We start from the raw sequence: 24,949 nt of genomic DNA, 5'->3' as shown, positions 1-24,949 counted from the left end.
AGTTTTTTTGCTACTTATGCTCTTTGTATTGTTTTGTAGTAGTTGGTAGCCAAACTTCTCAAGCAATTGAAACTTGTTTTATAACAGCTCTCTTTCCTTAAAACTGAAGTATCCTTTGTCTGTCATAATAATGTGATCCTCTAGTTCAATTCCCACTCCTTGACATGCTGATACTAATTCTCTAGTCATTACTTTATCATCTTCTGATGGTTCTAAACTCCCTCCTGGATGGTTATGAGCTAATATTATTGACGCTGCTTCCATTGATAACGCCTTTTTTACCACTTTCCTTTCAGATAGGTGTACCTCATCTATTGTACCAAAATACACTTCATCTCTTATAAGACGGTTCTGTTTATCCAAGTATATTATCAGGACAGCTTCTTTTGCTGAAAAGCCTATGTTTACCCTTACATACTCTATCAGCTTTTCTTGGCTATCCATTACCGGGCCTCTCTTTAAACCTTCTCTTAGTGCCCTCTTGTAAGCTTCTTTTACACATTCAATTGCTGCAGCTGCATGTTCGGTCATTCCTTCTATCATTTTCAGATCATCGATTTCTCGTCCCAAAATTTCTCCTATTCCCGGGCAGTTATCCATTAGAGTTTTAGTAACATCTTGTGCTTGCTTTCTGTCGTGAACTGCTCCTAGAAGCACTGACACTATCTCACGATCAAATAGAGCACTTCCTCCTCCACTCTGTAATACTCTCTCTATTTCTTCTGTAAGTTTTTCACTATTATTCATAAAATATACTCCTCGTTAATAACAAATTGTTTTTAATTATTTACTGCTTTATCAGCATTGGCATAGAGCCATAGCTTCCGAGTGAAGTCAAATCAATTTTTAAATCTTTTTTACTTATTTTTTCATGAATAGGTAAAGATATTAATACATATTTATTTTCAAGTTATGTAAAAAGGTTGTTGTTAATCAATTATTTTAGAAATAACATCAGTAGAAAAACCTAACTGAAGTAAATTATTTACAACTTTCATTCCCTCTATTTTATTAATCTTCTCTTTGTAAATTTGCTTTCTTTGCAATAAAAATTCTACCCATATATTTAGCTCATCTCGTGATTCTTGATTGTCAATTTTTCTATATTCCCTCGCCCAACTTAATAACTCATTTTCTGCTTCACCATCTTCATAATTATCTTCTTCCTTTATCAGATCTTCAGTATCCACTGATAATTCTCTTGCTATTTCCCATAACCTTTCACTCAAAACAGTAACGCTACCTTGTTCATAATGATGTATCTGTGAGGGCCCTACATTAAGCTTTTTTGCTAATTCTTCTTGCGTATAGCCTCTTATTATCCTCCACTTTTTTATCTCTTGTCCTCCATTTTGGCTTGCACAACCGATACTCTCTTTATCAGCATATTCTTCGATTGATAAGCCCGTTGCTCGATAAACAATGTCATTATCAAATCCTTCCTTAACTAAATTATTTGCAATTCTTATTCTTGCTGCTTTTATATTACTTTCTTCCTCAGTTCGGATAGATTTGGTTAATGCATAAATTGCTTTTCGTCCTTCTATTTTTTTGTATTTTTCTATGAAATTATACATTTCCTGGGTCTTGGCTTTGTCGAAACAACTATCTTCTTTTAGTACTTTTCGTCTTGGAAAGAGATTTCTAATAGGGATTGATAACGACTCTGCTAATATTTTTAACTTTTCAGTTGGAATTCCACATGTTCCTTGCTCGTATCTTATCAATGTATGATAGTTTATGTTTGCTTTGCCTGCTAAATCTTTCAGAGTATATTTTCTCTTTAACCTCCAGTTCCTTACTTTTTGTGCTATCTGATACCTTATTGAGATGTTTGCCATAAATATTATACATGTTAATACTACCAAACAAAGATATACAAAAACTTCTATGTTTGCATTTTAGTTGAATATTTCTTCAGAATTGTGTATAATTATTAATGCTTTTTAGGTTGATTTCTTATGGCTCTTTCGAAGTTTCTTGATGCACGCAATGATTATGCCTTTAAAAGAATATTTGGCACCGAGAAGAATAAAGATATCCTCATTCATTTCTTGAACGATATTTTAGGCTTCACTGGCTTAGCTGCTATTCACGATGTTGAATTCTTAGCTACTATTTTAGATCCCGAAATTGCCGCTAAAAAGCAAAGTATTGTCGATGTTCTTTGTAAGGACTCTCAAGGTTCAAGATACATTATAGAGATGGTGCGACCTGAAAGTCTTCGGTCATATTGTTTAAAAGGAGAGGAATTCATTCAGAAAGAAACTGAAAGGATTCTAAAACTTATTAAACCAGATGTTTTGCCGTCTGAGTCTACGCATCAGTGCGAATCGGGCAACCGGTTGGTGCCAAGCGATGCGGACAATGAACCTCCTCTTGAAAAAGAAGATGCTCAATCGTGAGAGGGGCATAAACTGCAAGCATCATGTGGTTGGAGGGCTAGGCTAGTGGTATGGTGAACGTAAGTGAAGCTTTATAAGTACCGATACGATGAAAGAGCTAAAGATGCTGATAAGCTCTGACCAAAAGGTAATGTGGATAAGTTACATTTTTCATTTCTAGATGTACGCAAATAATAACTCCACCGGTATAGAGAAGCCACCTAACCCACTGTTGTATGACTGGAGAAACAGGGTAAGCCTGTATTTTCGCCTACATGGCAAGCAAACCGCAAGGAATGCTGATGGAAGTGCAGGTAAAGGAGAATGGAGAAAGCGAATGCCATTTTGTAACGAAATGGATAGAATTTGTAACATTAATTCGCGTGAAAACGAGCAGACTTCCATTTGGTCCCTCGTGACAAGAAACTTTGTTAACCACTTAAGGTAGGAAAGCAGATGATTACAAGTAAACCCGTAAGTGCATCTACCGAAAGCTTTGAAGCATGGAAGCAATTGCCATGGAAGAAATGCCAGAAAGTTATTGTGAGGCTACAAAGACGTATTGTTAAGGCTGTCCAAGAAGGAAGATGGGGTAAGGTAAAAGCTTTACAACATCTTCTCACACGCTCTTTTAGCGGAAAAGCTTTGGCTGTTAAGAGAGTAACTGAAAACCAAGGAAAAACCACAGCAGGTGTAGATCGTCAACTATGGTCAACTTGCAATGCTAAATTTCAAGGAATAAAGCAGTTAAAGCAAAGAGGATATAAACCTTCTCCGCTAAAACGGATTTATATCAGTAAATCTAATGGCAAAAGAAGACCTCTTGGAATACCCACGATAAAAGATAGAGCCATGCAAGCATTATATCTGTTTGCTCTGGAACCGATAGCTGAAACGATCAGTGATCGTCACTCCTATGGCTTTAGACCTAAAAGATCCTGTGCAGATGCTACAGTAGCTTGTCATTTGTTACTGGCAAGTCGTAATCAACTACAATGGATACTTGAAGGTGATATCAAAGGATGCTTTGACAACATTAATCATGAATGGCTTATGAAGCATATTCCTATGGAGAAAAAAATTCTGCATAGTTGGTTAAAAGCTGGCTTCCTAGAATCAAAAACTCTGTATCCCACAACTGCAGGTACCCCGCAAGGTGGTATAATTTCTCCAATACTAGCCAATTTAGCCTTAAACGGACTTGAAAAGTTATTGGAAAGTCGATTTGGTAAACTCGGCAGTAGAAAAAGAAACAAAATCAGAAGTGGAGTGAATGTAATCAGATACGCAGACGACTTTATTATTTCAGGTTTCACACATGAAGTACTGGAAAAGGAAGTTAAGCCTTTAGTATCATCTTTTCTTCATGAGCGAGGTTTAATTCTGTCAGAAGAGAAGACAAAGATTACATCTATCACAACAGGGTTTGACTTTCTTGGTTGTAATGTACGTAGATATAATAAGAAGTTAATTATTAAACCTTCGAAAGAAAGTATTAAAAGACTTCTTAATAAAGCACGTACATTGATAAAAGCAAATATAGCGAACACTCAGGCTATAGTAATTAAGTCACTCAACTCTCTACTGAGAGGATGGGGAAATTACTATCACCATGTGTGTGCTAAAAAAGCGTTTAGAAAGATCGACAATGAAATTTGGCATAGTTTATGGAAATGGGCAAAGAAAAGACATCCTCGTAAAGGATTACGTTGGATAAAGAATCGTTACTTCAAAGTAATGGGTCAACGCCAATGGGTTTTTGCTGCACCCATATGCAAGAACAAACCAAAAGAGATACGGTATTTAAGACTGCTTAAGCTGATTGATATACCTATCAGACGACATGTTAAAATCAGAGCGGATGCAAATCCCCTTGACTTAAAATGGAAAAAGTATTTTGATGAGAGAGTGAAACGAACAAGAATGTTAGCAAGCTCTTTCTCAAGAGAAGGTTCTCTACTGTTGGTGTCACCATTAAGAATGATGTTTCCTGAGGAATCATGAAGGACAAGCCGGTTCTAGAAAAGAAGAACTTAGATAAGGGGCTCAAGCGTAGTGTGGGGAAACCTGCATGCTGCGTTTCTAAGGGAGGGGGTAGTAGTAATACTGCTTCCTTACCTGACCAGTTCACTAAGACCAAGGGCTTCGAAAAGCGTGCTCAATATTATGCTGCTAAAGCCTATTCAAGTCAAGCTGATCAAGGTGATGACTATCATAACCTCAAGGAAATTATCTTTATTGCTGTTGCTGATTGTATTATTTTTCCAGACAAAGCTGAGTACAAATCTAATCATGTCATTTTAGATCAAAATAGCTTTGAACATGACTTAAAGGATTTTTACTTCGTATTCATAGAATTACCAAAATTTACAAAAACAAAGGAAGATCAACTAGAAAATATAGTAGAGAAATGGTGTTATTTTTTTCGATATGCAGGAGAAACAAGGGAAGAGGATCTAGATAAGATAGTTGGTAGTGATGTAATAATAAAACGAGCTTATGAAGAGATGAATAAGTTTAACTGGTCAGAAGAAGAATTACTAGCATATGAACAAATGAAAAAACGTATAATGGATGAAATAGCTGCTTTAGCTCAAAAATTTGATGAAGGTCTTAGGGTTGGAGAAGAAAGAGGCATCCAAATCGGCCAGGAAAAAGGCAGAAAAGAAAGAGAAATTGAAGTTGCAAAAAACCTACTTAAAGCAGGTGTATCTGTTGACTTAATAGCTGAATCTACCGGTCTTCCTAAAGTTGAAATTTCAAAACTTAAGGAAAAAGCCTAAGTATTGTAACTCCTTTAGAGCCCTTATCCATTAGTCTAATATATTAAAGCCTATATCTAACTCTTCCACTATTCTTGCTACTGGCCTATTTGATTCTCTCACTAATTCTACGTATCAGTCAAACATAGAATGCCTAAATATAGAAAATGTTTTTCATAAAATTTTTTTATCCTTGATAATTTTATTGTTGATATTTGATTCTAACTTTTGCATAATGCAGTAAATATTTTTATATAGGAGGTAGAATGCCAAGATGGACAGATCGTCATGCTAGAGTACTTGAAAAATTGCAAGATTCTATTCAACGTACAGATCCAAATGTTGCTGAAAAGAAATTAGCTATCAAGAGATGGGTAGAAAACTATATGGAGTATGTGCAATTCTTTAAGGATGATAAGCTGCAGTTTTTGTACAATATATTCCAAGATGAAAATTGTTGGTCGGATACAAGGTTAAATAATGTTTTTTTAGGTCAGAAATTGACTGAAGAGAAAATAGGTGGAATAGATAACCCACTGCCAAGGTATGATATGGCATCTAGGTATTGTATAATGGATAAGATAGGTGATTTTTTCAATAAACAGCTTGCATTCTCTAAGGGTCAATTTACTCCAGAAGAGATAGATACTCAACCACTATCGGCTGAGAGCCGAAAGGTTGGATATAGCGCTGGAAGCGCGGTGAGAAGCTAAAGCTACTCCAATCTTATACTAGATATAGAATGAGGCTGATGTGCATCTGTATGTTTATTGATGTACTCATTAATGACTTTATCTGTGATATGTCCGCTGGTAGCACTAAAGTATCCTCTTCCCCAAAAACGCTTTCCCCAGTACATTTTATTTAGCTCTGGAAATTCTTGTTGAACTTTGCGTGAAGACCTGCCTTTGGCTCTTTGAACAAAATCACTCACAGCTATATGAGGAGGTATTACTACGAATAAATGTAAATGATCTGATGATATTACTCCGTTTTCTATCTTAATCTCCATTTCTTCAGATACTTCTGCTATGATTGTTCGTATTCTCTCCTTCATAGCCTTAGTTAATACTCTGTACCGATATTTTGTAATCCAGACTATATGGTACCTATGATAAAATACAGTGTGTTTTCCTTTGTCATATTCCGTCATAACTATACTTTATAAAGTACAGTTATGACATTGACAAACTAAAGTTTCTCCACCTAGAAGGTGGAGGCTTGTACCATCTTATGGAAAGTCAAGGTAATCCGATAAGTGATCAATATGTAAGAAACATTCTGCTATTATCTATGAAGAGGCGAGATCCAGTATGGCTTTGTTGCATAGCACTGATAGGCATGTAAATCACAGTGAATTCACGCAGCTAATTTAAATTTAGCCATACCTATATCAGTAAATTTGTTCAATAAGTAGCACTTAATTAACAGCTCTTTTTCACGATTTACCTCTGATTTATTTTTCAAGCCAAACCCAAATATTTGCTTCAACCTATAGAAAAAGACTTCAATATAAGACCGTGCTCCATACTTAACTTTTTTCTTCCATTCATTAATACCATCTTCATAATTCTCATATGACCTAATTCTACTAATATACTTGTTTCTTTCTGATAAGTAGTCAGCTAAACAAATTTTAGTATCCTTCCTAGGGCGAATAATAGGCACAATATTGTATTTTCTGCATTCTTTATACACACTTTTTATATCATAAGCCGCATCTGCTCGAATAGAACAAATGTTATATTTATCACTGACTTCTTCTAACATATCGCAGACCGGCAAATAGTCTACAGCAACACCACTAGTGTAGTTCATGCTTATTGCTTTCTTATCATTTATGTTTAAAACAACATGTAATTTTCTTACTTGACCATAACCACTGTATTTTCTTTTTCGAATATTAAGCTTACTATGCCCACCGTTATTATTGTAGATACTAACTCTAGTGCTATCTACGGCAATTTCAACATTTTCCAGATCGTCTTTATTGCTTCTATGGTCATCAATCTTCAAATTAAGCTTTTTAAATCTTCTGGAAGCTTGTGTATAGCTGATAATCTTAAGTTTTTTGCCTATTTTACAAAACCTACAGCTTGTCTCAAGCCAATTCTAAAAAGATATGTGTATTAAAATTACAACTTTATCACTATAAGTGTTATTGCCACCTGCAACTTTTGGACTATTTTCATACCAATTTTCTATGGCTTGATTAACAAAATGAAAAACATTTCCTCTTTTTTTGAGAAACTCGTTATATTCTCTTTGGTTACTTACTCTCATTTTTTGTGGCATAAGTTGTACTTGTTTGAAAAATGCCTGTTTTACAACAAAATGCGTTAGTAGCCATATATTAAAAAGCTTTTCTTTTTACAATAACCTCAACCAACACTAGCTATGCAACAAAGCCATGAAGGATAACGGGAAACTGTTAAGTCCGGTTTTGAAGCCGAGGGGGGAAAGGCAACTTTCTCTCCTTAGGTAACAGGACCCCACCTCAAGCTTGATCGCCTCGAGAACCCTATGCAACTTTCTTTCTCTGTATGCAACGCACACAAAATGTTCACCATTTTTTTTATCTGCTACTTTGAGAATTCTTGGAAGATCTCGCTTGTAAAAGAGTAACAAGGGTTCTAAAAAGCAATCAAGTCTTTTTTCTCTTAAAATATAACATAAAAAGTCCACTTCGTTGTCATACCCTTCGCTGTAAAAATCTGAACAAGCATCTGAATATTTACCATTTTCAAGATTGGACTTTATAGAACTTACTATACACGCTTTCATGATACAGATCTCAAAAAACACATACTGCCATTAGTACACACTATTAACTATTTGTAAAGTTTTTTTATGATAGCAGGATCAATATTAACATCGGTAAAATGACCCATCATACTATCAAACTCTTCCTTCTTTTTAACAGACATCTTATCTCGTATAGCACAATATTCATCTGTATCAAGCTTATCTTTTAGGTATTTGAAGGCTTGAATGGAATTCCATGGCTCCCCATCATAGTCACGTCCATGCCAATAACTAAGATTCTGAAGAGCGTAACTGAATATCAATAGCTTCTCTTTCCAGGAAATCTTGTTCTGAAAAAAATTTAATAAATTATCGACTTTGTTTTTATATTTTAAGCTGTCCACAGCATCTAAGTAACATGCACAGTGAGCAAAGACTTGCTTATACATCTCAATTATTTCATTATGATTAAGTTTATATTCACATTTCCTCAGCAAGCCTTCAATCTCCTCAGCTTGAATTACATCAACCTCAGCCTTAACATATTTATAATGTTCTCTTTTTATTTCACTTGCGGTTAAATCAGACTCTGGCTCATCACCAGAACTATAATTTCCAGCAGGTAAGAGTTTTCTCTCTAATTTTCTCTTACGAGAACCAGAAGAAATCACACCAGGAGATTCAAGCTCGGACTCTGGCTCATCACCAGAACGACCATGTCTAATAGAAAGACTAGAATCTTCAGCTTCTACTATCACTATAGACCGTCTTCGATGATCACCGGAACCATCATCTCTAGGAGGTGAAGTTGGTTTTTCTAACTCAGAGAATAACTCTTCTGCAAATAGACCATAATCTACATTTACTTTCTTGCCTTTCCTACCACATAATCTAAGATTTCTTGTTATTAATTCTTCAAAGAACTCAAACTTTTCAGGAAAGCAATCTTTAGCAAATAACATTACATCTAATATTTCTTTTTTCTCTACTTCTTTTTCCTCATCAGACTTATAAATGTCTTCTCGTTTCCAGTTAATTATTAACCCTGCAAGCATGTCCTGTATAGGAACTATACAATTAGAAATATTAACAGAAATCTTTCTGTATTCAATAAAGCAGTCACATTTCCAAATCTTCATAATAAGAGATCTAGCTTGAGTACTTGACTCAGGATTTTTCAACATCACATTTGAAAGTGAGTAAAGAAGGAGGTCATACTCATCCTGTGAAAATGTTTTCTCTGAACTATCTCCACGCGCTGAAGCTTCTTTGTAACACCAGCACTGTACTAAATCATGTACTGTATCAAAAAAACACGAATCTATTAATTCAGCAAAAAGGGAATATACTCCTTTATCTTTCTGTGATAATTTCTGTAAAATAGTATCTTTATTACCCACATTCCTTATACAAAAATCTAAAATAGGAGCGTCTTTCTCAACAGATTGAACGCGAGATAGAGCAAGAATAGCTTCTGTAAGTTTCTTTTCCTTATCTTCTTCTTTTAAATGATTATAAAAATACTCTACTCCTTCGCTCCATTCAAGTTTTACAGCACTGTCAAAACCTTCTACTGCATCATACTTCTTTAATTTCCCAGATCCTCTATCGATCCAGAAATCAAATACAGGACCATTTCTCTTTATAGTATCTAGCAGGGAGTCTCGTACGTATTTGTCAATTTCAGTTTCAGTTTTGCCATCAAATTTACCAGGAGGAAATTTGCTCTTGAGAAATTCAAATCTTTTTTGAAAGAGTGGAAGAATTTTATCCACTACACAGTAACTACAAGCCATCTCATATTTGCGAAGTGGATTATCTATTCCACCTATTTTTTCTTCAGTAAATCTTTGACCTAAAACAGCATTATTTAACCTTGTACCTGACCAGCAACCTTCATCTTGGAATACATTGTGCAAAAACTTCAACTTATCACCCTTAAAGTATTTTATGTGCTCCATAAAGTTATCTTGAAGGACTCCCACCCATCTCTTGATAGCTGACTTCCTCCCAGCAGCAATCTCATGATCTGTATGTTTAATAGCTTCCTGTAATTTTTTGGACATCGTAGCCCGAAGCTCTTTCTGTGTTAGCATTAACTCCTCATATTAAGGATTAACAGTGTTATGTAAAAAAGGCATTGTACAGACATTAGAATGGATTGCAATATTAAAATTACTAGAATAGAGGGTTTAACAAAAAAAACGTTATGGCTAAAACTTCTTTTCTTGAATTTTCTCAATATAATCAACAGAAAACCCTGTTATTTTAGCAATAACATCAATAGAAACACCCGCCTTGAGTTAATTTTAGACTGCTATTTTAGCCTATTTTTCACCCTCTTTCCTGCTTTTTTCGTGTCCGATTCGGATGGCTTCTTTATTTATGAGCTATATTAGCTGTGGTATTACGTAGATGAATCTACTGGCCTCCCTCAAGCTGAAATAAAGCAACTTCAGAAAGAAATAGTTTTAGTCTGGCACCCTTGTTTCCACTGATTGATTACTTATTGTTATACCGCTTAAATAATGCCCAGGTTCATCATTTTGTTGTTGTAATCTTGCCATTTGTTGTTGTAATACTGCCATGCTATCCTGAGTACTTAAAGTATCCGGATGATCAGGACCTAAAACATCTGATCCCTTTTGAGCATTAAGTACTTCCTGATATATTTCAAGAGCCTTACTTTTATTACCTAGCTTGCTAAGCATTTTTGCCATATTATAAAGAATATCTAAAACAAATGGATGACCAGGACCTAATTTTTTTTTCGCGATCTTAAATGCTTTCTGAATGATTTGGAGATTATCCGAAGCTAAATCCTTCTTCTCTTTTTTACCCTCTTCAGTATAAGCAAAAAATTCATTAAGCGATGCACACTTACTTCCTAAGTTTCTCATCTTCTCTATGAAAACTTTTTTAATACCAGGACTTCCCACAGATTGAGCAAATCCCGCACTATTTTCATACAACCTAAATAACTCTTTTTCCTCCAAGCTTATTTTTTCAACCTCTTCCAGCACAACACGTAGGGAAGAATCTATCTCAGAAGATACAGCATGATTGAGAACATATCTAAGTAACTCTAATAACCCTTCTTTTTCAAAGTTTCGCTTTTTAACTTCTTTAAACAAATCATGTAGGACAGAGTCTATCTCAGAATGTACAGCAAGATTGAAAGCACATTTAAACAACTTTAATAACTCTTCTTCCTGGCTTAGTTGTCTCAATATATCATTTAACAGGTCTGACTTCTCAAAAGCTATAGCATGCTTGAAGACACTTTGAAATATCTTGAACTTCATATTTTCATATTCTGATAGCACATCAAACAGTTTTTTCATACACATTTTTTTGTTAAAAGAAATAGCATGCTTGAGGCCGTATTCAAGCACCTCTCGAATTTTGTCCTCACTTTTATTACAGAAACCTTCCAAGTATTCCTTTTTTACAATAGCAAACTTATTGCTAGATATAGAATGAACAAGAGCAAACATAAATATCTTGTCGGTCTTGACGTTAAGTTTGCTTACATCTTGCAAGAATGTACTCACCTTCTCAGTCTTCCTCATATTTATAATGCAATTAAGAACAGTCGCAAGCCTAACCTCTACGCCATCCTCATCGCCATTCTCAATTGACTTTGCAACTTCGCTCAATAGAACCTCCTTAGAGAGTGTAAAATCATGCTTACCTTCATTTTTAGCACCTGCTCCATCATAACGATAAAGTTCAGTGAGAGCATCTATAATAATACTAACCTTCTTATCATCATTATATCTTTTAAATATCCAACGTATACAAGGTGAAGCATCCCAAACGGTATCGCCTTCTCCTCTTTTATTATGCCAAGCACAACAGTATATAAGGCCTTCTGTTAGCATAGCAAGCCTTTCCTTTTCAGAAAGAACCTGACTAGCTTTATCTAATATGAAACTCATTCTGATAAAATTATCATCTGGGTAGTTAAAATCTCCATCAATAGCCCACTTAAAAACAGCATAGTCTTCATTTTTACTGTGAAGCCTCAATACTTGTTTCCATTCGCCAAATTCACTGAGAATATCATCATCTTGACTGAATCCCTCGATAATCCTCTTTTCAATACACTTTAAAATTTCTTCACACCGTTTCTTAGGTAAAGTATCAACGTCTACAATTTCAGATATAGAAGCGACGTAACTTCCTTCACTACCTATACCACTTGACATACTGGAAAAATTAGATGAAGATTTTTCTCTCGTCGAGCGACGTATAGAAATAGTAGAAGATTTTAAACTACTTATGCTTCTTGAACTTCTTGACTGACTCTGTTTAAATTTTTCAGAATGAACAGCACCCAGAGATTTCAGATATCCTTCTAACTCGATTCCGGCTTTTGAACCTTGCAAGACTAAACGGTCTAAAGTATTATAACCTTCGCGATCTACCAAATTTATATCGCATTCTTGCCTACCTTTTACCAAAAGATCGACCATTTTTTTAGCCACTTCAATATCAACACTCATAACTGCATGGTACAGAGGGATATAACCAGATACATCCCCATTATAAGCTATAGAAGAACCACCTTTTTCTTTTAAAAGAACTCTCAATATCTCAACACTTCCACTACCAGCAGCATAGTGAATAGGAGAACGACCTTCATACTTAATACTAAGATCGGCCTTTTTTTTCAATAAGAGTTCAACAAGCTTAACGTCACCTCTTTCAATAGCAAAAAAAAGAGCTGTTTTTCCCTCAAATTTACTATTAACAATATCCGGATATCTATCTAAAAAAAACTTTACAATATCTGTCTTTCCAAAAGAAACAAATTCAAAAAAGAGCTTTATTATATCTACTTTTTCCATAATGTCTCTTGCAGGATCACTTCTTACCTCACCTATAGAGGCAGATTTGCCAAGCCCAATTAACCTTTTAACTATTTGTACTCCTTGACCTTTTCGTTTAGCAAGTATGCTAAGAAAATCAGTGGCAATAATTTTTCTTTCATGCGTATCTAACTCTTGAAATCTATCCAAAATTTTGTCTAACAACCTATTACTAGCATACGAAAGAGGACTTAGACCATTATTATCCTCAATTCTCAAAGTTTCAAGATTGCTTTTAATAATTCCGACTACCATACAAACATTATTATACTTAATAGCATAATGCAAAATAGTTTCACCATTACTGTAACGATGATGTAAGTCCACCCCATGTTTTTTTAAATTTTTGAGCAAATTAAATATCTCGTCTTGTTCTTTTTCTTTATCAGCTATCAAGTGCAATAAAGCTTTGCGTTCATTGTTTTCACGATAGAAGGATTCCACCTCAAGCTTGATCGCCTCGAGAACCCTATGCAACTTTCTTTCTCTGTATGCAACGCACACAAAATGTTCACCATTTTTTTTATCTGCTACTTTGAGAATTCTTGGAAGATCTCGCTTGTAAAAGAGTAACAAGGGTTCTAAAAAGCAATCAAGTCTTTTTTCTCTTAAAATATAACATAAAAAGTCCACTTCGTTGTCATACCCTTCGCTGTAAAAATCTGAACAAGCATCTGAATATTTACCATTTTCAAGATTGGACTTTATAGAACTTACTATACACGCTTTCATGATACAGATCTCAAAAAACACATACTGCCATTAGTACACACTATTAACTATTTGTAAAGTTTTTTTATGATAGCAGGATCAATATTAACATCGGTAAAATGACCCATCATACTATCAAACTCTTCCTTCTTTTTAACAGACATCTTATCTCGTATAGCACAATATTCATCTGTATCAAGCTTATCTTTTAGGTATTTGAAGGCTTGAATGGAATTCCATGGCTCCCCATCATAGTCACGTCCATGCCAATAACTAAGATTCTGAAGAGCGTAACTGAATATCAATAGCTTCTCTTTCCAGGAAATCTTGTTCTGAAAAAAATTTAATAAATTATCGACTTTGTTTTTATATTTTAAGCTGTCCACAGCATCTAAGTAACATGCACAGTGAGCAAAGACTTGCTTATACATCTCAATTATTTCATTATGATTAAGTTTATATTCACATTTCCTCAGCAAGCCTTCAATCTCCTCAGCTTGAATTACATCAACCTCAGCCTTAACATATTTATAATGTTCTCTTTTTATTTCACTTGCGGTTAAAGTTGCTTTTCGATTATTTTCTTCTTTTATACGTTTATTTTTACTATTGAAATTTTTATCGTAGAAATTAACACAAGGCAACTCAAAACTGAGCTTCTTAAGATCTATTTGCTTTACAACATTTTTCGAAAACTTATTTGGAAAATTGCCATTTAAAATTTTTGTTTGAAGATTAAGTAAAATTTTGTTTGCAGAATTTTTATCTTGAGGATCAGTAATAATGGTTAAGAGATCGCTCTTACAAATGTAATCAAATATGCTCAGACCTTGAGAGTCTGTTTCTTCCTCAATTAGATGTTTATAACCTTGAGGTGTAGAAGAGAGCACTTTTTCTGTTAAAAGTTTAAAAATTTCTTTTTTTGTATTATTCTCTGCAGTGCCTAAAATTGTAAAAATCAGCGAGTTATGCCCTCCATGTAGCGTATTGCGTAAAGGATCAGCATTGTGTTTCAATAAGTACTTCACCTCCTTTATAAGTCCTTTATAGCAAGCAAACATTAAAGGTGTAACTTGTTGTTGAATGGAAGAATATTTCTTATTTTTTAAAAAATAACATGGCAAATCAACCTCTTCTTCGTTTACTTCGCCTTTATTGAATTCAGTTTGAAGTTTTGGGAAAAGCACTTGTTTATGCAATTTGATTAAATAAATCTCATCACAATCATCGAAGTCGAAAATTTTCTTCATACTGCTTAATGGAACTGTGTCTTTCGTTATCTTCAATAGTTCATATCCCTTATTAGCAGCCACTTTTTCCTCATATGAAAGATCATTATCAGTTGGATGTAAATAAACGATATTGATGTCAAATACGTAAGAACCACCGTAGTCAATGAGCAGCTGCTCACCTTCTTTAATATTTTTTAGCACTTGAATAGCCCTACCATCATTGCTTTCTGCAAAATAACAGTTACAAGAAAAGCTTGAATGATTTAAGAAACGTGTCCAGTTAAAAATACACGTTGCGTCTAATTGTTGATTTTTATTCATAATCATCAAAAATTTTCCATCAACAACTTCACCAGACTTAACATTTTTCCCTTTGTAATAACCAATAACATCACCTTTTTTAATATACTGCCGAGCGTACACGCCAAGGTTGTACTTACCCTCAATCGCAGCAACTTCTGCAATCCTAAGTTTAATCGGGTTATTGCTTTCTTCTTTTTTATCCTTTAAATACTGACACTCACCTTTACCTTGCTGCCTACTTACATATTTCAGGAACTTTTTTTCTTCTCCTTTTTCAAAGGGGATACTAACACTAAACTTCATCTGACAAAACTTATTATAAAAAAGTTATTTTAATAGCTTAAGGAGAAATATAATACAAAAAAAGGAAGTGATTACCAATTTTTGTTATTGGAGAGAATATAACGAGTTTCTCAAAAAAAGAGGAAATGTTTTTCATTTTGTTAATCAAGCCATAGAAAATTGGTATGAAAATAGTCCAAAAGTTGCAGGTGGCAATAACACTTATAGTGATAAAGTTGTAATTTTAATACACATATCTTTTTAGAATTGGCTTGAGACAAGCTGTAGGTTTTGTAAAATAGGCAAAAAACTTAAGATTATCAGCTATACACAAGCTTCCAGAAGATTTAAAAAGCTTAATTTGAAGATTGATGACCATAGAAGCAATAAAGACGATCTGGAAAATGTTGAAATTGCCGTAGATAGCACTAGAGTTAGTATCTACAATAATAACGGTGGGCATAGTAAGCTTAATATTCGAAAAAGAAAATACAGTGGTTATGGTCAAGTAAGAAAATTACATGTTGTTTTAAACATAAATGATAAGAAAGCAATAAGCATGAACTACACTAGTGGTGTTGCTGTAGACTATTTGCCGGTCTGCGATATGTTAGAAGAAGTCAGTGATAAATATAACATTTGTTCTATTCGAGCAGATGCGGCTTATGATATAAAAAGTGTGTATAAAGAATGCAGAAAATACAATATTGTGCCTATTATTCGCCCTAGGAAGGATACTAAAATTTGTTTAGCTGACTACTTATCAGAAAGAAACAAGTATATTAGTAGAATTAGGTCATATGAGAATTATGAAGATGGTATTAATGAATGGAAGAAAAAAGTTAAGTATGGAGCACGGTCTTATATTGAAGTCTTTTTCTATAGGTTGAAGCAAATATTTGGGTTTGGCTTGAAAAATAAATCAGAGGTAAATCGTGAAAAAGAGCTGTTAATTAAGTGCTACTTATTGAACAAATTTACTGATATAGGTATGGCTAAATTTAAATTAGCTGCGTAAATTCACTGTGATTTACATGCCTATCAGTGCTATGCAGAAGTGCAGGTGTGTATAGTGCATCAGATACGTAACTCACTGAAGTATGTAGCTAGTAAAGATGCAAAGAGTTTTTTGAGTGATTTAAAGAAGGTGTATCAAGCTTCAAGTAAGGAAATTGCCGAGAATTATCTGTTGGAATTAGATGAAAAATGGGGCACAAAGTACCCTATGGTTATAAAATCTTGGCAGAATAATTGGGAAAACCTATCTGGTTATTTTAAGTATTCCGACCCAGTTAGGAGGATAATCTATACTACTAATCCCATAGAGGGGCTACATAGGCAAATTAGGAAATTCACCAAAACCAAGGGCTCATTTACTAGCATAAATGCCTTGTATAAACAGGTATATTGTGCTATAAAGAAAGCGGAGGAGAAATGGACTATGCCTGTACATGATTGGGCATTGACTATATCTCAGCTCGACATTTTCTTTCCCAACAGATTGAAAATTGAGTTGAGCTAAAAATGCGGTTTGACACAGTTTATTTAATACTCTCGGTAATGAGCCAGAGCCCGAGCTTGAATTTCCTGGTGTGATTTCTTCTGGTTCTCGTAAGAGGAAAAGGGCCTTTACGCTGAGTGTTAATTAAGTAGTTCACCCATTGGTGTAAGTGATTTTTCTCGTTGTAGCAAATAGGGAGATGTTTTGTGTCTTTAATTAGAAGTTTAGTTGATGGAAATCTTGAAGCTTTTAGACAAGAATTTGAATCTTTTTTAGATCGTTGTTCATCTTTCTCGCATCATGTGGGTTCAGGTCGTTTCCTTCCTGTATTCTTTTTTAGTATGTTTGCTACTGCACATGATGCTAATATCTTAAAAGCAAATGAGAGAGTGTATTTTCGTTTTGATAATCATGGTATTGATACAGGTGGTAGAAATAGAAATACAGGGAACCTAAAAGTCGCTGTTTATCGTGACGGACAGCAAGTTGTCAGATGTTACAGTATTTCTGATCGTCCTAATAGTGATGGGTTAAGGTTCAGTACAAGGGAGAGAAATGCTCTAGTGCAAGAGATTAGACAGCAAAATCCAAATTTAAGGAAAAAAGACTTAATTTTTGAGCAATACAAAGTATACATGCATGGAAAGGGCAAGAGTCAGGGAAAGGCAATTGCAAAAGTATTCGGGGTGATTAGTGAAAGAGATAGATTTGCTAAATATTCAGCGTCTGAGGTTAGCCTTCTGAGGCATATAGAACGTAATAGGCTTAGGGAGATTAATGTGCGTGTGCCACGCAGTGTGTTGACAGTTAAGGAAATAGCAGGAATACAACTTAATCAAAATCAGCTCAGACAACTTGATAGATCAGTCAATTTTGCACAGGTAGTACAAAGTCAACAAGGGACTGACAACTTTATGGAAATACTAGCAAACAACCAAAAACAAAATGTAGAACGTAGAATGCGCGAGGAAGTTTTGCCATACATCACTCACATCTATGGTAATTACAGACAAGCGCTAAAAAATAATATTAAAAATCGCAATCAAAAATTTGAGAGTCACGGGTTTTTATTAGGTTTTTTAGTAAATTTTAGTCATCGCTACAAAATAGATATCGACCTTGAATTGTCTATTGGAAATTCACACGTTGCTTTTCTTGTACATCATCAAGCAGAGAGAAAAAATATTTTTATTTTTAATATTACTAGATGTAAGGCACCGTCAGATGTTGCATTAAACCGTGCCATAGGCTACGCTGAAAGGTTATACGATTCTTCATTTATACCTACATCAAAGCATACTGTTTGTGTTGGATTGAATTTTAATGTAAATCTAGATCCTTTTAGTGTTGATACAGTAGAACTTCAACAGGATAAATTTCCTTTAGTACAAAGATTATTTGAGTGTGTAGAGAATGAAGGCATTAGAGAAAATGTTAGAGATTTCTTACTTGAACATCTTCCTGCTGAAATACCAAGAAATGCAGAGAATTATAATAGAATATTTGATTGCATAATTGGGTTCGCTTCTGGAAATAGTGTTTTTGATAGGCACCATTTACAACTCGAAGGGGGAGGGGAAGCACCTGTAACAAAGTATACATTTAGACATGGTGATGAGGGTTTAAGATGTTTAACTATGGTCTTTCATGCTGAAGGTTCTGATATAGTTATACTTCATATTAGAGCTCACGATGCACGACAACAAGGAGCAATCAATTTACAAGATCTTAATATGAATGGGAATAATGTTCATGTATGGGAAGTTTCATACACACTTAATAATCAACTTTACTTTAATATTCATACAGGTAACCTTGGTTTATATCACAATTACCAAAATAATAATGCAAATAATTTTATTGGTGGTAATCTTGTGAAAGTCCCTAATGCTGGAAATGTGTATAATGCCTTAGATCAAGTTTTAAATGATGGCTGGCGAGATAAAGCTCAGTATCAAGAATTACTTAGAAACATTTCTGCAGTATTAATGCCAGAAAATATGAATGGTAATGCAATAATAGATGTAGATAGCGAGGACAAGTTTCGGTCTATATTGTATGGTGTGTTTTATAATTGTGACGATATTTGTAAAGTAGTTTCTAGGTACAAGATAAGTCAAATATGTATTTCCGATATAAGAATGGTAGGAAAAATAGTGGAGCGAGTAAATACAAGAGTTGCAGAGCATAGATTAGATCTCCTAGTATCAAGGCAACCTACAGAGAATGATTCAGATGTTCACTCAATTGGATTTATATTAGGATTTGCTAATGATCAAAGCGTAGTAGCACAACAGAAAAGTAATGCAAAACAGAAGATGCGTAAATTTACGAATGAAGTGAAAGAACGTAGGTTACTTTCTACTTGTGGAAGTATGATTTTATCTTATGCTGTATTTAATAGAGGTGCACAGGGAGCAGAGGACCTTATATTTTCACATAGAAATAAACTTGACTCCAGTCGTGCTTCAGGACCCGGTGGAAGGACAGAAAGAATTGTAAGGCTAGAAGATGATATTTTACCCCTAGTAAATCTGCATATTCAAGATAATATAATGGGTCTTAATTCGATAGAAAATGTGCATGATATACTCACACTAGACTTTGCAACAGATAATCGTTACTATCATTATTGGCTTCAAGAAAGGGATATACGTTCTGCTGCAAGGACAACACTATATAACTTACAGCCTGTTCTGCATAATAATGTGCTCTTTGCCACACTACCTATAGGGTGGGTAAATGATCATTTGCAAAAGTTGCAAAATCATATTAGCAATAAAGAAATGCAAAACAATGAAATATTGATATCAAATTTGATTGTTAATATAGATGGCAGCCATTGGGCTACATTAACTATTGCCTTTCAAAATAGGAAGTATTATGGGTATTATGCTAGTTCAACTGGTGGTAACGTTCCGGATAAGCTAAACAATCTTATAGTAAATGGTGCTCCTGTTCCAGTCCATAATGTTCTTGCTGACCAGCAAGACAATGCGTTAGTACAGCAGAGAGATGGCCATAATTGCGGTATCTGGGCATTAGAAAACGCCAGAGATATTAGTCAAGCTTTACAACGAAATGGTGATCTTGGAGAACAAGGTAGAGGTGTGTTAGATGAAATGCGTGATCTTCTTACGTTAAATGTTCCAGGCCTGGATAATATAGTTGATCCAGACAATCTTAGAAATGGACAATACTTTCAAGAGCGGAGAAGAGCAATCTCAAGAGAATTTCAAAACATTGATAATATTCACGAATTTCCTGAGGAGGAGCATTTACTCAATAGAAGGGTTGTTATATCATGTCAAAGGCTAAATGAAATTCGTCAATTACTATTAAGTTTTTTAGAGCGCCAATATCCAACGCATGGGGTATGGCACCAGCAACCACAAGGAGGGAAAGGACCACCTATGTCACTTAGTGTTAGTGATATAGGCAATTTTGGTAACCCACAATCTACCTTAGAAGATCCTAAAGCTAGTAATATCTCTGATCTTAGCAAAGGTAAAAGTGGCAGGCAGAGGTAACCGGTTGTGAAGGGAGTGTAAAAAAAACTTACATATCAAGTTATTTGAAGGAAAATCTTAAATGAGCAGCCGTTAACTTTACAGTATATAGTGTTAATAAATTTAAATAATATAACCATTTCCGGCGCTCAAAATCAGCAGTGTGAGAAGAGTTTGTTTTGGAATGAATTGGTCTACCAAGTGTACCATACGAACTTTTTAATATAGTGATTTTGCTATACACTAAAACTAGCCATATTAGCCCATTTTATCCATATCTACATACGAACTGGTTTGCCTAACTTTGTTACAATAATTTAAACCTTCTATTTTTATAACCTTATTTTTACGTGGTTTATTCTCACAAATATACGATCTTTTTTGCAATTTTAGAAAGAGTCAATAATTCAATTCTTTATAACACTAGCTAGCATGGTATCTTCACTAAAATATTTTTTTAAAAAGTTAGTTGACTTATAAATAATTCTCTACTAATACTGGCATGTGTTTGTTTATTCTGCTGAAGTTGCTCCATGCAGATTTGCTGTAAAAACTTCAGCAGTTTCCGTACTCCTTTAAAGCATAATCCATCATGCTCTTATAGTAGTGATATCAAATATAGGTCTTAACCATGTTGATTTATAGTAAAATTAGCTCGAATTTGGAGTCATAAGCAACTTTTAACCTCTCTATATACTCCATTGTTACTCACCATAAAAACTTAACAAAAATATGAGTAGTAAAAAGATTGTGTTGAAATTAGCTTGACCAATATTATATATTGTACATAATATATTCTATATCTAGGCTAGGAGGTAGTATGGGTACAGAGTCAGTAAAATATGTTGTAGAATCTATCAGTGAACAAAAGCTAGGAGAGGAATTAAATACTGAGCCATGGCATTCAAAAATTGAGCGTAATAGCAATGAGGGAACAACGCCTGAAGATGACATAACAGATTTAGATGATTATAGTTTGTTTGTTCAAGGAATAAGTAATCGTTCGGAATGTTATGACCTTGATCAGAGACATGAAACTAGGGAGGCTGTTGACACATGTGTAAAACATACATTGTCGTATCAGAGTGAAACTGATGATAGTGATTTATATTGGAAAAATTACCCTATTAGTCCAAGAGACTCTGCTTTAATTAAGTTAGATCTACTACTGACTGAAAGTGAGAGAAGTCTAATTGATGAATTTCGTAAAGAGTTAAAAGATGTAGTAACAAAAAATGATCAAGGTTATAGGGATAAGCATGAAAATTTTACAAACACTGCTTTAGAGCGTATAGAGTGCATAACAAATAAATATTTGCAAAAAGGGATAAGACTCAATTCAAAATATAACGATGATAAGTATACTATAACAAGTTTAATTTTTAAGGAAATAAGAAATATCCCTGATAGAATACGACAGCATAAGGGATTACCACCTTATGAGAGTTTATCAGACGATAGACTATAAACAAGTTTAGTTTCTAAGGGAATAAGAGATATTCCTGCCTACGAGGGTGTATCAGATGATAAAAATATAGGTATTATACGCAATATCATGAGTAATTTACTATTAAAAGGTGGAAGAGTAAAATGCAGTTCCTTTTATGATGATAAGTTATTGTATGCAACTTATGGGTTCAGTTATGAGATTTTTGCAGAATGTGAAGAAATTGATAACAAGCTAAAAAGTGTAGCAGATGAAGGTATTATAAACAGTAGTGCCCAAGGCAAAGCTTTACACGTAGAAATGGATAATGGATATTTTTATGTAAAATATTCGCAAGATAGCACTGTTGAGGTTGCAAAAGTTATAAATAATCCAAAAGTGAAAGATTTAAGTTTTAGACATCATATATTTCATGTTGGAAAGAGTATAGTAAGAGTTGAAAATGTAGGAGGAAAAAGAAATTATACAGACGTTTTAGAAGGTGGCATTGAAATGTCTTTTACTACTGAAGTAGGAAAGATTAGTATTCATCTACGTTCTAGTGATAAAGACAACAATAAAATTGAAGTAAAGATAAGTGACGATGACAAGAAGAAACTTGATCAATTAAAAGATAAGGAAGAAATAGGAGAAAATTGCTTACTTGGTGGATATTCAGTACATGATGCGATTAAACGAGGATATTTTGAAAAACATGAAACACTACGTCAATCTTCTGAAAAAATTACCTTATCTAATGAAAAGAAAAAAAATAGTTGGTGTGAGATAGTAACAAATTCAAAACAGACAACAAGCCGTACTGTAGGGTAAATGCTACACTGCTTGATTGTCTAAAGATCTTATATTACTCACCATAAAAACTTAACAAACGACATAAGTAGTAAAAAGATTATGGTTATTGACTTAATGTTACATATCGCATACAATGTATCATATATCTTAGCTTAGAGGGATAAGTATGGGTGAGTCTACTGGGATAGTAAAATCTATCATCAATCTACTAAAGCCAAAATCCAAATCAGAACTATATGATTTCGAATATGAGTCCATTATAGAACATCTATCATCTAAAGAGCATTTATTAAATGAGCTGATGAATGATATGTGGTACTCAGGAGACTTACCATCAGTTAGAAATCATAATGAACTACCTTCTTTAATTGATAGCAAACTTGGACTAAGCGAGCAAATTTGTGTTTGGTTTGCTCTAGATCATGACCTTACACCAAGTCAAAAAAATTTAAACAAAAAGTTACTTAGTGCTCTAAAATGTTTAGCTTCTAACTGTGGTTCATTTGATAATACTGAGCCCCTTGAAGAATTTTTATATGATAATAGAAACAATAAAGATTTAAAAGTAATTCTTAACCTAAGAAGAGGAGAATCTCAATCAACAGTATTGCATGCAATTGCAGGAGCAAATATTGGTGGATTTCGTCGCATAGGAAATCAGGCTATAGATTTACTCTTAGAAGCAGGCGCAGATCCTAACATACAAGATAATAAAGGAAAAACACCATTATGCCTTGCTGCTGCCAAAGGTCATTACGATAATACAAACTCTCTCCTCTCAAAAGGAGCTAACCCTAATATAACAAGTAGAAAGGGTAAAACTCCACAACAAATAGCAACTAATAAACTCTGCTATAATATAGAAGAATTATTTTTAACTGATAAACAGAAAAAGATGAATAAGGAATTGTATGACTTACTTGCACTAGATTCAGACTGCACTAAAAATTTAAAGGAGTTTTTAAGTAAGCATAAAAGAGACTCAGACCTAAAAGTGGTGCTAAATATTCGGCACGGAATGGGTGAGTCAAAAGTGTTCTCATATGTTGAACGTTTTGCTTGGGACAATGAAGATCTTGCTCAAGAGTTAAGAAAAATATTTCTAGAAGCAGGAGCATTAGATTATGATAAAAATATTATTTATCGTCAGCAAAAGAAAGGACAGGTCAGTAAATTACTCGTTAATTTAACCTCAAATCAAAAGGAAAAGTTAAATGAGTTTTCTGATAAGGTGTTTCAGGCTCAAAACATGGCTGAACTTGAAGAGATTGTAAACGATGCTATAAAGTCTGGTGTACGATTAAACTATTCTCTTTCACAAGATTTCTTTTCAGGTAATGAATACACTTTTACCGATTATGTGATGAAAAAAATCAGTGAGTTGGAAAAAAATCCTAAAGTTGCTAGTAATATAATATGTCAATTAGTATCAAAAGGGGCAGTGTTTGGTAATACAGTTGATGCTAACACACTGACACCAGAATTTAAAGAGCATAAAACTAACCTAAAAAAAGCTTATAGAGATTATGTTAGCAATTCTCATAAGTTTATTGAAATCGCAAAAAATGCAACCAATAGCGAGCTAAAAGATGTAAGAGTAGACAACTCCGTTTTTTACTTAGAATATTCTAAAGATAGTAAAATAGACATTATAAAGATAACAGATGGGACAAGGGATTTAGGTCTAACCGATGGGGATGTAAAGTGTGGAAGAAATATAGTAAAGATCGGTAAAAGTGAAGTAGAAATTAAAACTGAAGATGGCATAAGGAATTACACAGATCTTACAGAAGGCAGCGATATAGTATTAACTTTCTATACTAGTTTGGGAGAATTAGAAGTTAGGTTATATCCTGATGAGAAAAATAAAAATTGGATAAAAGTAGAGGTGAGTGAAGAAGGCCTACTTCTACTTGATAAAATAGAAAGTTATAATGAAGCAATAGAAGATTGTAATGAGGGAATAGAAAATTATGAAGAAATAGGACAAAATTGCTTACTGGGAGGTTTATCAGTCATTGAAGCCATAGACCGAGGTGTTTTTGCTAGATCTGGTGGGTTAATGCGTCCTGAATTAATAAGCGAATCCAATAAGCAGAAGGGTTCATGGGTAAAACGTGAAGAATTAAGAAGAGTTTCTGATTCTAGGGAAAAAATTGCTAATTTACCATAAAAGTTGAAAATTATTATTTAAATATAAATTACTACAGTTAATAAATTATTGCAAAGGAGTCGAATCGATATCAATAATCTTTTAAGAATACTCTTTTATGTTGTTTTTCAGGAAAATGAGATGTCATTGTACAGGAGCTGGCCACAAGGTGTATTTTCAGGATATGAGACTGTATTAAAACACGATTGGCTGAGCCGACCTTTTACAGAATTTTTTTTCCAGATCTATAGCTCT

Annotated in this window: 13 protein-coding genes and 4 pseudogenes; 10 read left to right on the top strand and 7 right to left on the bottom strand. The window is 34.0% G+C overall.

The genetic code is table 11. From position 1 onward, the window contains the following. Positions 1-78 precede the first annotated feature (78 nt). Entirely contained in the window at positions 79-747 is a 669-nt protein-coding gene (locus ACQH21_RS06215) for a JAB domain-containing protein (protein ID WP_052264929.1), read from the bottom strand. 182 nt (positions 748-929) lie between these two features. Beyond that, positions 930-1,841, bottom strand: coding sequence for a WO male-killing family protein Wmk (gene wmk, locus ACQH21_RS06210; protein WP_230609051.1), 912 nt, complete (start codon positions 1,839-1,841; stop codon positions 930-932). A 120-nt stretch (positions 1,842-1,961) separates the two neighbouring features. Between wmk and ACQH21_RS06205 the strand changes: the two are divergent. From ACQH21_RS06205 to ACQH21_RS06190, 4 genes and pseudogenes are all read left to right on the top strand, one after another. Continuing rightward, positions 1,962-2,207 (top strand): annotated as a pseudogene (locus tag ACQH21_RS06205) (PD-(D/E)XK nuclease family transposase); the annotation flags it as partial. A gap of 633 nt (positions 2,208-2,840) precedes the next feature. After that, positions 2,841-4,388, top strand: a complete 1,548-nt coding sequence (gene ltrA, locus ACQH21_RS06200) for a group II intron reverse transcriptase/maturase (protein ID WP_149168704.1) — start codon at positions 2,841-2,843, stop codon at positions 4,386-4,388. Next, on the top strand, positions 4,385-5,167 hold the full coding sequence (locus ACQH21_RS06195) for an Rpn family recombination-promoting nuclease/putative transposase (protein WP_230609053.1): 783 nt from the start codon (positions 4,385-4,387) through the stop codon (positions 5,165-5,167). Before ltrA ends, ACQH21_RS06195 begins: the two co-directional genes overlap by 4 nt. Before the next feature lie 245 nt (positions 5,168-5,412). Next, on the top strand, positions 5,413-5,859 hold the full coding sequence (locus tag ACQH21_RS06190) for a hypothetical protein (RefSeq protein WP_304956781.1): 447 nt from the start codon (positions 5,413-5,415) through the stop codon (positions 5,857-5,859). A gap of 2 nt (positions 5,860-5,861) precedes the next feature. Here ACQH21_RS06190 and tnpA read toward each other — a convergent pair whose 3' ends face one another. The 5 genes and pseudogenes from tnpA to ACQH21_RS06165 all read right to left on the bottom strand — a co-directional run bounded on the left by tnpA (position 5,862) and on the right by ACQH21_RS06165 (position 15,314). Beyond that, positions 5,862-6,299, bottom strand: coding sequence for an IS200/IS605 family transposase (gene tnpA, locus ACQH21_RS06185; protein ID WP_230609054.1), 438 nt, complete (start codon positions 6,297-6,299; stop codon positions 5,862-5,864). A 206-nt stretch (positions 6,300-6,505) separates the two neighbouring features. Beyond that, a pseudogene (locus ACQH21_RS06180) lies at positions 6,506-7,441 on the bottom strand (IS5 family transposase). 536 nt (positions 7,442-7,977) lie between these two features. Further along, positions 7,978-9,957, bottom strand: coding sequence for a cytoplasmic incompatibility factor CifA (locus ACQH21_RS06175; RefSeq protein WP_425384099.1), 1,980 nt, complete (start codon positions 9,955-9,957; stop codon positions 7,978-7,980). 405 nt (positions 9,958-10,362) lie between these two features. Continuing rightward, positions 10,363-13,497, bottom strand: coding sequence for an ankyrin repeat domain-containing protein (locus ACQH21_RS06170; RefSeq protein ID WP_425384098.1), 3,135 nt, complete (start codon positions 13,495-13,497; stop codon positions 10,363-10,365). A gap of 47 nt (positions 13,498-13,544) precedes the next feature. After that, positions 13,545-15,314 (bottom strand): SET domain-containing protein-lysine N-methyltransferase, encoded by a 1,770-nt coding sequence (locus ACQH21_RS06165; RefSeq protein ID WP_425384097.1) that lies wholly within the window; start codon positions 15,312-15,314, stop codon positions 13,545-13,547. A gap of 67 nt (positions 15,315-15,381) precedes the next feature. Between ACQH21_RS06165 and ACQH21_RS06160 the strand changes: the two are divergent. From ACQH21_RS06160 to ACQH21_RS06135, 6 genes and pseudogenes are all read left to right on the top strand, one after another. Beyond that, positions 15,382-16,311 (top strand): annotated as a pseudogene (locus ACQH21_RS06160) (IS5 family transposase). A gap of 33 nt (positions 16,312-16,344) precedes the next feature. Then, positions 16,345-16,815, top strand: a pseudogene (locus tag ACQH21_RS06155) (transposase); the annotation flags it as partial. A gap of 185 nt (positions 16,816-17,000) precedes the next feature. Continuing rightward, positions 17,001-20,324, top strand: a complete 3,324-nt coding sequence (locus ACQH21_RS06150; protein ID WP_425384096.1) for a cytoplasmic incompatibility factor CifB — start codon at positions 17,001-17,003, stop codon at positions 20,322-20,324. Between the two features lie 799 nt (positions 20,325-21,123). Continuing rightward, positions 21,124-21,771, top strand: a complete 648-nt coding sequence (locus ACQH21_RS06145) for a hypothetical protein (RefSeq protein ID WP_425384095.1) — start codon at positions 21,124-21,126, stop codon at positions 21,769-21,771. Positions 21,772-21,858: 87 nt separating this feature from the next. Beyond that, the gene (locus ACQH21_RS06140) at positions 21,859-22,560 is read left to right on the top strand and encodes a hypothetical protein (RefSeq protein ID WP_425384094.1); all 702 of its coding nucleotides are present in this window, start codon (positions 21,859-21,861) and stop codon (positions 22,558-22,560) included. Between the two features lie 148 nt (positions 22,561-22,708). Continuing rightward, on the top strand, positions 22,709-24,715 hold the full coding sequence (locus ACQH21_RS06135; RefSeq protein WP_425384093.1) for an ankyrin repeat domain-containing protein: 2,007 nt from the start codon (positions 22,709-22,711) through the stop codon (positions 24,713-24,715). The last annotated feature ends 234 nt before the right edge of the window (positions 24,716-24,949 follow it).

Origin of the sequence: Wolbachia endosymbiont (group B) of Eupithecia inturbata, assembly GCF_964030915.1 — a bacterium.
In the GTDB taxonomy this organism is placed as follows: domain Bacteria; phylum Pseudomonadota; class Alphaproteobacteria; order Rickettsiales; family Anaplasmataceae; genus Wolbachia.
Note: the sequence above shows the minus strand (reverse complement) of the source record. Positions and strands in the feature narration are given on the sequence as shown.